The following is a 12819-nucleotide window of genomic DNA, read 5'->3' on the forward strand; positions in this document are numbered from 1 at the left end:
CGCGAAGCTCGTGAAAAACGGAACGAGCAAGAGGAATTCTACAGTCGGCTGGCGCCAATCGGGTGCATGAAATCTGCGCCAGTAACGTATGAACATGCGGCAAGCTTGCTCAATCCGAAGCAACTGCTCGAGATGACGGACGCAAGCGATATCGGGATCGCGGGCCGCAGGAAATCTTGATCTCGCGCTCACCGACCACCTTTCCACCTTTCTCAGGCAATCCGGGACGCTTTTTTCGGAGGATGGAGACGATAGGCGTCTGTAAGCAAATCTATTCTCTGCTGCTTTTGGTCCAAGCGAGATGCGCCTGCACTCGCCCTAAACTGTCAGCGTTGTCAGTGGCAAACTTCAATTTTTCCAAATCATCGAAGCCAAGCCGAACGGCGGTGGAAAGGCTTTCAACAACCTCGCGATCCAAATCGTCCTGTTCAGAGAACGGATCGAGCTCCAGCACCGTGTATGAAACGATGCTGAGAATGAAAGATATTGCCCTAGGGATCACCGACCCGATCATCTCGCGCGACCTTGGGCAGGACAGAGCTGATCCTGAGTGTGGATCGCCGCCTAGGACAACCTCGATTTCATTGATGGGCTTGCCTCTAACCCACGCGATAATTCCGGGACGCAAATCATTCAGCACATCGGTGTCGACCACGCCTGCCTTCTTCCTGCCGGTACTGGCCCGGGCGGCTCCCGCGACGTCGAAAAGCAACAACGTACGAACCTCCTCGTCGTCCTTCAGCCAAGCGAATACCCAAACGATCCATCTACGGATCGTCGTGGGCAACTTTCCAGCATCGCTCGAGATTCGACTCCTTAGCCTGACTAGCACGTTAGCTGGTAAGCCGCTTTTGGACGCCAGGGCGAAAACCGTGCCCTCTATCCCATCTTCTACATCGTCTTCAACCGCTTTCTTGATCAGCGCAACTTTAACGTCGAACTCCTTCTGCTCAGCCGCCCTGCGCGCCGCATACGCGGCCAAGGAGCGTTTGAAATCAAACATTGACGGCTCGTTATCCTCGTCTTCCGATTCACGCAAAAGCGCCATGCGGTTGATTGTGTAGCGAACATCTCGATCTAAGTTCTCTCCATCCGCTAAACGATCCAGCACAACCTCCAGCGGATCAGTAATAGTCACGCAGCGATCATTCTCTGGCAACACCGCGCGCAATTTTTTTATGACATCAGGACTCAAGCCCTTCCCTTTGGAGAATGAAATGATCGGTTCAGGTATCAGCAAAACGACACCGTTCGCTAAATGCCCGGCGCGTCCCGCTCTGGCAGCGGCATTGAGAATTTCGTGAGCCTCTAAATCCTCTCTGCCCTCTTCTGAAGCGCGCTTGTCGCCAGCTAGGACGGCTAGTTGCGCCGGAAGATTCAACCCTTGAGCAAGCGTCGGAGTCGCAACGATGACGGTTGCCCCATCAGAGCGCCTGAACATGCTTTCTGCTAGCTCTCGCTCCAACCGAAACATCGCAGCATTGTGCGGAACGGCTGCCACGGCTCCGCTGAGAAGCGAATGCTTCAAGTCACCTAGTTCCAGCTCAAGCGCATCCCACTTTGATTGTTCGTCCTCAGTCGGCGCGATAGTCTTGCCGAGAGCTGTCGCTATGTCGGAGGCTGTCGACACAGCATCATTCTTTGTGTTTACAAACACGATGGTTTTCAAACCATTGCGTGCCGCGTCCGCCGATATTGCAGCAGCGACTTTATTGGAGTTTGGCTTCAGGTGAATGCCGCTACCACGAAGTTCGCCGGTCAGTCGCACTCGCGAGTTCAGGAGCGGCGTGAAAGAACAAAACACTCTTCTTTCGATTAGCCAATTATGTTGCAAACCCCAAATAGCAGCTGGTTGAACAACTAGTTTGTCAGCCGCAGCGGTCCTTAGGCCCTTGGCACGCTTTCCAGCCTGCTTGTCGCCCGCTGCCTGGATCTTAAGCGCACCCCTTATAGCTGCAGCAATCTCGTCGTCCTGATAAATTACAACACCGCGGGCTTGCCTGCTCGGCTTCCAGAGAAGATCAACATGCACGCAATCTCTCGCGGTAAGCTCAGCTATCCAATCCGCAAACTCCGCCGCGTTCTTGAGCATGGCGGACAAGAACAGAAAGTCTGAGCCGGGAACGACATGATTGAACGCGAGCACGCACAACATGCTGTCTAGCGCCCTCCTAATCTTCCCGGACTGCGGGCTGAGAAGGTGGCATTCGTCAAAAACGAGCAGACCGACGTCGTCAAATACGGTTGGCGCGAACGACAACATTGCAAGACACCGCTCTGGCGTCATCACTTCGATCTCCTTTAGCTGCGTATCCGACAGCATAAGCAGATCGAAGTCGCTCGACACGACAGAACCAAGCAGATCCTTTGGAAACATCTTCTGCAAATCGCGCGTCAACTGCTCGACCAACGCATGAGTGGGTGCAAGGAAGACAACCTTCTTCTTCCTAGCAAGGGTACCAGCAATTTTTAGCGAAGAGAGTGTGGTTTTTCCGGCCCCGGTTGGCAGAACGACTACCGCCGATTTGCCAGTCTCATAGAAATGAACCGCTATTGCCTGACGATGATTAGGCCAAACGAAAGGCGCGCTGTCGGCTCTATGACGTAGCCACTTCTTCCAAAAATTGCTGTCTGCGCCATCCGGTGGCGTCAGCCGCGTTAAGGCCGCATCCCGTATCCCGTCGCTCGCCGACAGGAGCAACGAAGCCAGGTGGCGCGGACCCGCATAGGTCGTGAAGAGATCGCCCGTAAGAGTGTCGTCTCCTTCGGCCGAATGAGATGAAAGTTCCAACACCTTCCGAAACGCCGCGTCTGGGCTGTCGAAACGTCTGCCTGTCGCCTCGGGGACCGGCGTCGACAAAATTTGAGATGCGAGCAGCTCGATTCCACAAATCAGCGCTTCGAGCAAAGCCTTCAGCGCTTGGCGTTGCAGCTCGATGTTGAGTGTCTGCGGCCGACGCCATCGCCCGGCGCGAGCAATAATTTCCGCGAGATTTCCGCGAGCCAAATCGCGCACGTGATCAGCAATAATCCGCGCTTCGTAAACCTGGTCACGGCGCTCGCGTCCGATCAGCGTCGCGGCTTCATAGGCATCTGCGTATTGCTCTGCAGCAAGAAACAGCAAAGCCGCTGCAATCGTGGGATCAACTTGCTCGCGGTCGACGTGAGGTCTTAATACAGCATCTTCGGGTAACTGTTTCCGTGCGAGTATCTGCTGCGCCGTTCCGGCCACGAATGCGGATGCTCGCCTAACGCTGGCATCGTCGTGAACCGAGGTAATTACCTCATAGGTATCGGCGATCCTTTCAAGCGGCCAATTGTCGGTATCACTTGCCTCGCTTGCGGCTGCTCCGCGCAAGCGAAGAGACATCAGCTGAGCGTAGTGGCGGGTGAGCCGACGCGGCAAGTCTTGCGCGTCGAGATCGGGAAGGCTCGGCGCCGATCGCAACATCGCGGAGGTTTCGGGATCAAACACCGGCGCCCTCCTTGGCCATCGCATCCAAAGCAGTCAATGCTTGCTGCGCAAGATCATCGAACCAATCACGAAGATCACCGTCCACGACAAAGGTCGCGCCGATGCGTTGCTGCGCGGTGATGCCCTTAAGCTTGTTGTAGCCCTTGAACAGCGCGACGCGTCCCGTTTCGGAGTCATGCTCCGCGGAGATCGCCAAGGCTGCCCGATAGCGGCGGTAAGCGAGATCGAGTACGCGCGAAGCTGCTTGAACTGCCGCGGTGCCATCTACGCCACTTTTCTCAATCAATGCTGACGCACCGGACACCAATTCAGGCCCGCGAAGGTTTTTATGATGATCGGCAAACGCTTTCATTACATCCCCCCGAAAAATCGCCCGGGGATTCTCTGAGCATTTATCCTCGAAAATAGTTGCAGATGTAATTTCCGGCGTTGACGCCGCAAGCTCGATCATCAAGCCATCGATGCCCTGTGTTGTAGCCTTGATGTGCGGATCCTTCATAAAGATCCGGGCGGTCCCAGCTTGGCGGGCCGCAATCCATGAAATCGCTTCGAAAAGGAAGCCGTCTCGTCTCCAGCGCGAAGAGTCCTTTTGCTCTGGAGTCGTGCCGACAATGCGGAGCTGCCGTTTCGCGGCATCGGTCAGGCTCTTGGCGCTGATAGCAGAAGCTGTTGGCGACAAGTCCTCGATGATTTTGGCGGCATGCAAAGCCTGGCCCATCGCAATCAACGCAATCAGTCGCGCGAGCCGGTTGGCGTCTTGTACCGTCCACCTACTGCCCGTCGAATTCGCATCAACAACGACAACGTCTGTAAGCAAGGCGCTTTTTTTCGCCTTTCCTACTTTTTTTGCTTTTGCGCCTTTAACTCCCGCACTACCTGCCATTTCCCAGGACGTCTCCTAAAGCGACATGCCAACAAGCTTACACACAACCTAACCTTGTTACCGCATACTGCGCTAGCATGAAGTGCACAAAACCTATTCTGCGGTGTGCGGCGTCGCGCCGACCGGCTTTCTCACTTCGGTCGGTTAGTTCTATTACTCTGCACGAAGTCTGGCGTTTCGTCGGCCCAATCCGCGCTACTCCGAGCTGGGCTTCCCGGGCCGTGGACATGGACATGGTCCGCAGCTGATGGTTTCGACTGGTCCGATTGAGGACCGCTTCACCCGAACGTTCAAGCGCAGCGTGTTCGCCTATTCGGTCCATCAACCCATCTGGTCGGCGCAGGTAATTAATGAGCTGGTGGTGCAGTACACCCGAGTTGATAAGGAGCACCGGAACGCGTGCATGATCTCTATATGGAGCCGCGCCCGGTCTAAGCCGAGTTTCGCCTCTTTCTCAGGACGAGGGCTGGCACGCGGAAGAGCGTCTTCGGGATTGCTGGCCGCAAGAAGGCCCGCCTTTAGATTTGGCAATATTCGGGGTAACGTTTCCAGATGATCGAGAACAGACCCGCCTCATTATTGGCAGACCCGGCCTACGGTGTCTTTCCGAAACCTCCCTACGCGGTGGATTGGTCATCCATTCCAGAACTGATCCGGGTCGCCACGCTCGACCTTGGTGGCGTTCAACCAGTCACCAAGGTGATGAGCGAGGCTGCGGGCGGAAAAATGTTCGACAAGCCCAGCGAGGGTGAGATCGCGCTATTTCAGGAGCGCGGGACGAACTTCCAGCTCGTATCCATCGTCCTGAGTTGCGTGCCAGGTGACGAGGTCGACGGAGTCCTTCAGGTCCGCCCCTTCGCGATGACGCTTATTCCCGCATCCAAACGCGAGAAGGTTCAGGAAACGACAATCGATTTGATCTCGAAGCTTGATATTGACGCGTGGCTTGCGAGCGAACCGACTTACTTTGGTTATGATCCTTTTTCAGGTGGATGGTCACTGTTCGGGCATATACCAGGCTTCGTGGAAGGTGGAAGCAAGGGTTATCTCGACGAGATCGGGATCGTAATTGACCAGTTCTTCCTAGCGACGGAAGTGCCTGAGGGCGACGAAATCCTTACGATGGATCTCAAGATGCCTTCCGAACAGATGAAAGCTCGGTACGAAAAGCATCGGCGCAAATTGTTCTTCACGCCCTTCAAACAGGTTGAAGCTCGGCGGGTTTGGGGCGCCGAAACACCTATCGAGCTATTCGTGATCCAAGCACTTGCGAAAGAAAAGCTGTTTCCCGCGTGTCAGATGCTCATCATGAGCGATGGCGCGACTTTTCCTTCCTGGTATCACCTGTGGAATGACGTCGAGTTTCGCCACACTGACGGCCTGGTTACGGAAGCCGACTTATTCTTCCCGGATGAACGCGTCGCCGTGTTTTGCGATGGCGGGCATCATACGCGCGCCAAACAGAAGGCAAGAGATACCGCTATGACTGAGACGCTTGCAGCACTAGGCATTCGCTCCGTGCGCATTCCTGGCGATGAGATCAGGAACGACCTGCCGAAAGCCATCGCTCGGGTGAAGGAAGCGCTCGCCCAAAAGTAGCCCTCTCCTCACGGCGACCAAGTAGTCTTTCCTATGGGTTCTGACGGCCCAAAAACTTACTTTGTTGTTGCTTCGGGCTTCTATTTCACCACACTGCGCATGGGGGAGCGCAGATGGACGAAAGAATAGAGAGGGCTTTGCGAGCAGTCCGGTCGCTGGATGACCTGACCCGGCTTCAGCAAAATATTGAAAGGCAAAATGCCTCGACTGATGAGGTTCGGATCGCCATCCGGGCGAAGACTGCTGATCTGGGCCGCGCACTTGTTGTCGAAAAGACCGGATTGGATTTGAGCGACCTTTCGCCGGCCGAAGAAAAAATCATAAGAGCTGTAAGCGAATACGCTGGCATCCAGAAGCGCCAAGGTAACCCAACGACGCGGACGTTCGGCCAATTGAAAAACCGGGGCCTATTGGCTGCCGCCGAGGTGTCAGTGATGAAGTCAAAGCCAACGCAGGGCTTTGAGGCATTGGCCGATGCCGACCTCGCCGACCTTTCCTACGAGCAAATCATCGTAGATCACCCGGAAGAGTTCTCCGCGCGTGCTCAATGGTACGCGCGCCGCACCTTAGGACTTCAAAACGACAGTGACACGCCCCCCGCACCTGGAGTGAGCCTCACGCAAGAGCGGACCGAGAAACTGATCGGCTGGTGGCGAGATCGAGCCGCGGCCCATGGCGGATACCTTAATTCGTTTACAAACGCGCAGGCCGCTGCCGCTATCGGCCTTACAGATATGAACCGGCATGGACGCGTGTTCGGCAACATTCAATCCCGTGTCGACTATGCTTGTTATGATCTCGGTTTACCGCCGTTAGGTCTGACAGCAACTGAACCGTTCGATATGGCGTGGGCGCAAGGTGACAGAGACTGGTCATTTCCAATTGAGATTATGCAAGGTGCTGCTCGCGAGCGGCAATGGAGCCGTCAGGATTTTGACAGTCTCTTACGAAGGACTCGCGAACTGCCCGGTCAAGCGCACACGTCATGGAAGCGCGAGCTAAACGTCAATCTAGAAGACGTTCAAGCATGGGCGTCCGGCCTTGCAGATGCAGGCCCGATTGAGAGCGCGGTTGAGGTAGACGAAGAAGCTGACGAACCAACGAGCAAGCGTAATCCGTCTTGGAATCGAGAAGAGCTAATACTCGCGCTCAACTTATATCTTCAACATCGCGGTTCACCCCCCTCCAAAACAAGTAGGGAGGTGGCTGAACTCTCGGCGCTTTTGAATAGGCTCATGATGACAAACACGTCTGAGGCCGAAACCTTCAGAAACGTCAATGGCGTTTACATGAAGATGATGAACTTCAGACGTTTTGACCCTGAATACACGGCAGATGGCAGGGTTGGCTTAACTCGGGGCAATAAGCTTGAAGAGGTCATCTGGAACGAGTTTTCGCAAAATCCATCCGCCCTTGCTACTGAGGTTGCCCGCATTCTTGCCGGTCTACCTGTAAGCGGCCAAGAGACCGCTCCTTACTGGGTCTTTGTTTGCAACCCGAAGAAGTGGGCGATTGATCGTTTCCTCGACAAAAACATTGAATATGACACCTGGGGAATTCGGCCTTCTGATCGTGATCGTTTTGCTCCCGGCCAGCTCGGCATCGTTCGTGTAGGCGTTGATCGTCGGACCATCGAAGAGCGTGATGGCAAGCCGCCACTGGAGGCTGGTATCTACGCGATATGCGAGGTCGACAGCAACGTTTTCGAAGGCGCGGAAGCAAATGACGCGTCCTGGAATGACGGCGCGGGCCGCGAGCCAGGATGGCCGACTGTTCGGATTCGCTACTTGCGAACCTATCTGCACAGACCGCTTACGATTGAGCGATTGCGAAACGACACGCCGACAATCTCTCCATTGCTCTTAGATGGGTTTCAAGCTGCATCATTCCCCATCAGCGCCGACGATTTCCATTCTGTCGTCGATCTCCTAGGCGAAGACATCCAAGAAATTGTCAACAAGGCCGATGAGCCATCAGACTCCTCGGGTAATCTGACGGCACTTCAGAAGAAATACATTCATGCGAGCCTCGAAATTAAGGAACGCGTCAGCAAATACATCGAACGCGGAAGCGTAGGTAGCTACGTGAAAAAGCAAATCGGATTCAAATGTCAGGTGTGTGAGGTCCTTGGCCGCGATCCGTTTGGATTCAAGAAGAAAAATGGTGAGCCATATGTAGAGGCGCACCATGTGATGCCTGTCTCCGAACTGCAAATTGGGTCACTGGCTGCATCCAACATAATGATCGTCTGTGCAAACCATCATCGTCAGATGCATTATGGTGGCATCGACGTTCAGATCGGAGATGCCGCTTTCGAGTTCGTTATCGAGGAGCGGTGGATCAAGATTCCCCGTTTTTCGGCGGGAGAATGGCAGGACGGCGCGAACTAAGCTATAAACGACGCCGCACATACCTCCGCGAACGGTAGAGTCGGAAATCCTGGACCGGCTCAGGTCGTTGAGCCGTGCGCTGAAGAGCTTCACAATAATGCTTACACCTTCGGAGAACTTTTGCTCGGCATCGAGTCCCTCGCTATGCACCCTCAGAAAGGATTCTTTCGACACTGGGGTTAAGTACATTCTACCTATTCGGCTGACGGGATCGAGCCGCCAGAAGGTCGACACCCCATTATGCTCGCAGAGCCCTAAATCAAAATACACCGGTACGGTACTGGACTGCCAATCGCGCAACAGCGCGCATTCTTCGTGACTGGCTACGTGAAGGATGAACGGCGGTTGGCCCCACGCGCATGGTCCAATACACTTCAATAGCTGCACAACATCGCGTTTGCGTCTGCGGCCATCTACGACCCAAACCATCTTACGATAAAATGCCTCGCGAGCTACGCGCTCTTCAAGTTCAAAAATGAGTGCTGAAACTCGATGACCGTGCCACCCTTCGTTTTGACGTCTGCGACATGCTTCTCGCCGTTCAATGCGATCTGAATGATTTCCTGCCAATCCTGGGGAAATTCGTTTTTCCATGCCCTATGCCATTCTGTTTCGAGCTCCCACCATTGGTCACAAACGCGAATTCCACGGTGCGCCCAATGCCGGACCCTAAGATCCCCGCACTTCGCAACCATGGGGGCGCCGCAAGACGGGCATGCGCCGAAGAGCCCAGGTTGGGCCTCTCGCCGTTGCCCTTCGATGTCCGCGAACTTCATATTTCCTCACGAACCGTACAGCGATTTGATCCACTTCCAGAAGCGCTGCCAGAGACCCTCATTTGCGTACATCGCCGCGTAGTGAACCTTCCTGCGCTCTTGCTCGCCCTGGCGCCCGGCCGCGATCCGCGCGGCAGACCACTGATCGTGCCAGACGATTTTTCCGTTCTGGATGACGTAGTGCGATTGGCAGGCTTTCTGCCAATTACCGATCGACGGCCAGACGCTTGGTCCGCCGGTGGTTTCCTTGACCGACCATTCCGTTGGGCCGAGAGGCGTGCGAATCTTCTCACCGCATCCACACGCACACAGATGCGCTGCAGTGCCAAATTTTTCAGACACGTAAAGGATACCGGGCTCAAGCTGCTTCGGCATGTACTCGACGCGTTGGAGTGTAAGAGCGCTAAGCTTCACTTTGGTTCGACCGAATAATCATCTTAAAATCGTTGAGACCGAAAATAAAATTGAACGCCTCGGGATCGTCCTCAAGGTAGAAGCCCTTGAATTGCTTGTACCGGATCATTGCCATCGCAGCGTTGAGTGCATTCAGTTCACTGATCTGTATATTTGTCTTGTAAACATCGTCCGGCCGGTCGGCCAACGGGGCCAGCGCCATATCTTTGACCTGCTGCCCCTGCTTTTCTGAATAGTAGCTCGCCCTCATCATACCAGAGATCGGGCCATTCTTTCGGTTCAGCCCCATGCCAACGTCGATAAAAGGGATCTTCTTTGCCATGAGCAAATCAAAGATGCCGGCGCGCGAGCTGCCCTTATCGACGCAGACGAAGACGAACGTGACGCCCTCTAGATCATCAACACAAGAAGCGTCCACGAATTTCGGGGTCAGCTTGAGCCCGTGCCGGAAATTCTCGTACCGAGCCTGATACACGTCGGCCTTGGAACGCTTGAACTCGGCGTCGTCGAACCGACCCGGTGAACGAAACGCGTTGTGAACGTGAAAAGGGTCGACGTCGAAGCCTCGGATTTCCTTAACCGGCGTCTTGACGAGAAAATCCAGCAGGTAAGCCCCAGTACCGCCTAGGCCAATAACCGCGACGATTTCGTCTTTAAACTTGGCAGCAAGGTCGGTGATTTCGGCGCGACTGGTCAAGGTGTCCTGAATCTTGAAAACAGAATCATCTGCGATCTTCTCGACGGATCGGAATGTCAGTACCGTACCGCCGTGACGCGCGATCGCCGGCCCTGAAATAATACCCACATAGCTTTCGATCTTGGCGAAGAAGTCCGCGAACGGAACCAACTGCCCATCAACGCGTGGCTTGTTCGAAAATTGCCGTTGAACGACCACGTCGGCGGCAGCCTCGCTTAGTGCTAAAGTGGTCGTACCCCCGCCGAGATTGGTGATCGGAGTGCCGTCCAGATTGTGCGGATGCGATCCAGCAAAGAAGATCTGATGATCGTCTTGCACGACGTGGTCCGGATCGGTGAAAACGAGCTTCGTGGCGATCGCACCGACTTGCAGTTCCAGCTTGTCATCGAGATAAAGAATATCGCGGATGATTAGACATTTGCTGTCAAAACCAACCGCGTATCCTCGCTCGACGAGCCGGCGGATGTCTTCGTTATGACTGACCAGTTTCTGAAACATTGAAGATCATTCCGTCTTTGACTTTGACCGACTCGCCCTTGACCAAGTCGCTCTCGGGCTTGTTGCCCTGACCCTTCTTGTACGTGACTGAGTAGGTGATCTCGGGGTGCTGGGCGTAATCGGGAACCTCAAGGGTCACCACCTCGTCGTAGGTGATTTCGTTTTTGGTCCATTCATGCGGCGTGCCCTCCACGATGATCGTGAGAGCGTGGTCGTTGCCACCGCCGCCACCTTGACCGGGGTTACCGCCGCCCTGACCCGGGTCCCCGCCACCCCCGTGTCCTTCATTTCCATTGGTCATTGTAGTTCTCCTGTTCTTTAGTGTTTCTTGTCACGCGGCGGGAACGGGTCGCGGCCCGGAGCAACGGTGTCCGAGTCTCGCCACTTTCCGTCGCGGCCCTGAATGCGCACTTCACCGCCACCGAGGCCACGAACCGTGGACTTGGCCTGCTGCTCGGCACGGCTCTGCTTGTGGTGCACACTTTCGGGTGCGCCGACTCCGCCCTTCTTCACGGCCCAATCATCGCCGTGCCGGACAACAAACCTGTCGTTCTTGGACATCATCAACTCCGCTTTTCAGGGCTTGCGCCTTGCGATTCCGCCATGGCATGATTGCCACGATCGCCATGATGATGACGCGAAATGGCGAAATCGTCAAGTTCCACATAACGAAAACACCATGACCTCCGAACAACCCATTGATATCTTTAAAGAACGCCTCAAAGCCGCGAGGAACCTTCGCGGTCTGAATCAGGCTGAACTTGCCGCTAAATCCGGGTTGCCGCCTGCTTCGGTGTCTCACTTCGAGTCAGGCCCCCGGAAACCTTCGTTCGATAACCTGAAGGCGCTGGCCTCAGCTCTCGATGTCACCACCGACTATCTGCTTGGGCGTTCTGATACGCCCGATGCATCTGCGGAAACGGTCGGACGTCTTCACCGCGATCTTGGAAAACTGACAGAGCAGGATTTGAAGCTGGCGACCGAGTTCGTCGATCTCCTCGTGAAGCGGGGCGTGAAAGAAGGCGAATGACCCGCAAACCTGGCCCGGCCCGCCGCAGTGTTGCCGAAGCAGCGGCGGGTTCGGTGCTGCGGCAGATGAAGATCGAGGGGCTGTGGGTAGACCCCGAAGCAATTGCAGCCAGCAAGGGCATCGTCGTGAAAGCGAAGCCCGATACTGCATCGGGCGTCTCGGGCATGCTGATCAAGGCCGGAGACAAATTCGGCATCATGTATGCTACGGACATTCCCAGCCGTGGTTTCCAAAGATTCAGCATCAGCCACGAGCTTGGGCATTACTTCATCGAAGGCCATCCCGAAGCGTTGCTTACGACTGGCATCCATCAATCCCGCGCCGGATTCGTGTCAGGTGATCCATATGAGCAAGAAGCCGATCACTTTGCAGCAGCCCTTCTCATGCCCGAGCTTCCATTCAAGAAAGCCATCGCCGATCACGATGCTGGGCTCGGCTGCGTAGAAACACTTCGCAAAGAGTGCGAAACATCCCTTACGGCCACGGCCATTCGCTACAGCTCGCTTACGTCTGACGGCGTCGCAGTTATTTGCAGTGCTGGCGACGCCATTGATTGGTGTTTCATGTCGGACGGCCTCAAGCAGGCAAAAGGTCTTAGCTGGCTGCGGAAGGGTACGCCTGTCCCCGCCGGTACGGTCACTGCCAGCTTCAATGCAAAGCCTGAGAACATTCGCACCGGCGAACGTGATGCTGGCGACGGCCAGCTGAACGATTGGCTGGGTGGCGAGCGTGTCTATCGTGTGAGTGAGGAAGTCGTCGGCCTCGGCCGGTACGGACGGACACTCACCATCCTCACCTGCAAGAACCTGAGTCTGCGCGCTGAAGCCGAAGAATTGGAAGACGACGAAGACGCACTCGTTGAAAGCTGGAAGCCACGATTCCGAAAGTAGCCAAGCACAGAGTTATCTTCTTCTCTTTATGTCAGCTCTTCCTCACAAGGCCGGACAGGAATGTTTAATCCGACCGGCCTCCCGAAAAGGAAGGCAGCACTGCGAACAACTTTCCAGTGTCAGGATTCGAAAACGTGCCCCCCACACTAGCTGAACGCATGCAAAAT

The 12819-nt window shown here is 55.2% G+C and carries 10 protein-coding genes; 4 read left to right on the forward strand and 6 right to left on the reverse strand.

Annotated features, from left to right (window positions below; all coding sequences use genetic code 11):
- Window positions 1-271: 271 nt before the first annotated feature.
- A complete protein-coding gene (locus tag IVA79_RS03085) occupies window positions 272-3475 on the reverse strand; it encodes a DEAD/DEAH box helicase (protein ID WP_247550301.1) in 3204 nt (1067 codons plus the stop codon).
- The gene (locus IVA79_RS03090; protein WP_247550302.1) at window positions 3468-4358 is read right to left on the reverse strand and encodes a hypothetical protein; all 891 of its coding nucleotides are present in this window, start codon (window positions 4356-4358) and stop codon (window positions 3468-3470) included. The genes IVA79_RS03085 and IVA79_RS03090 overlap by 8 nt, the downstream gene beginning before the upstream one ends.
- Before the next feature lie 552 nt (window positions 4359-4910).
- Between IVA79_RS03090 and IVA79_RS03095 the strand changes: the two genes are divergently transcribed.
- Window positions 4911-5957 (forward strand): very short patch repair endonuclease, encoded by a 1047-nt coding sequence (locus IVA79_RS03095; RefSeq protein WP_247550303.1) that lies wholly within the window; start codon window positions 4911-4913, stop codon window positions 5955-5957.
- A gap of 113 nt (window positions 5958-6070) precedes the next feature.
- A complete protein-coding gene (locus IVA79_RS03100) occupies window positions 6071-8347 on the forward strand; it encodes an EVE domain-containing protein (protein WP_247550304.1) in 2277 nt (758 codons plus the stop codon).
- 782 nt (window positions 8348-9129) lie between these two features.
- Here the strand turns inward: IVA79_RS03100 and IVA79_RS03105 are convergent.
- From IVA79_RS03105 to IVA79_RS03120, 4 genes are read right to left on the reverse strand one after another with little or no spacing between them, the layout of a single operon-like run.
- Entirely contained in the window at window positions 9130-9498 is a 369-nt protein-coding gene (locus IVA79_RS03105) for a DUF6527 family protein (protein WP_247550305.1), read from the reverse strand.
- 28 nt (window positions 9499-9526) lie between these two features.
- On the reverse strand, window positions 9527-10732 hold the full coding sequence (locus IVA79_RS03110) for a ThiF family adenylyltransferase (RefSeq protein WP_247550306.1): 1206 nt from the start codon (window positions 10730-10732) through the stop codon (window positions 9527-9529).
- Window positions 10707-11033: a multiubiquitin domain-containing protein gene (locus tag IVA79_RS03115; protein ID WP_247550307.1), complete on the reverse strand. Its 327-nt coding sequence runs from the start codon at window positions 11031-11033 to the stop codon at window positions 10707-10709. The genes IVA79_RS03110 and IVA79_RS03115 overlap by 26 nt, the downstream gene beginning before the upstream one ends.
- Before the next feature lie 17 nt (window positions 11034-11050).
- On the reverse strand, window positions 11051-11293 hold the full coding sequence (locus IVA79_RS03120; protein WP_247550308.1) for a DUF2188 domain-containing protein: 243 nt from the start codon (window positions 11291-11293) through the stop codon (window positions 11051-11053).
- Between IVA79_RS03120 and IVA79_RS03125 the strand changes: the two genes are divergently transcribed.
- Both IVA79_RS03125 and IVA79_RS03130 read left to right on the forward strand, forming a co-directional pair.
- Window positions 11286-11762 (forward strand): helix-turn-helix transcriptional regulator, encoded by a 477-nt coding sequence (locus tag IVA79_RS03125; RefSeq protein WP_247550309.1) that lies wholly within the window; start codon window positions 11286-11288, stop codon window positions 11760-11762. The two genes, IVA79_RS03120 and IVA79_RS03125, sit on opposite strands and share 8 nt — an antisense overlap.
- Window positions 11759-12652 (forward strand): ImmA/IrrE family metallo-endopeptidase, encoded by an 894-nt coding sequence (locus tag IVA79_RS03130; RefSeq protein ID WP_247550310.1) that lies wholly within the window; start codon window positions 11759-11761, stop codon window positions 12650-12652. Before IVA79_RS03125 ends, IVA79_RS03130 begins: the two co-directional genes overlap by 4 nt.
- Window positions 12653-12819 lie beyond the last annotated feature (167 nt).

The organism is Bradyrhizobium sp. 138 (assembly GCF_023074075.1).
Lineage (GTDB): Bacteria > Pseudomonadota > Alphaproteobacteria > Rhizobiales > Xanthobacteraceae > Bradyrhizobium.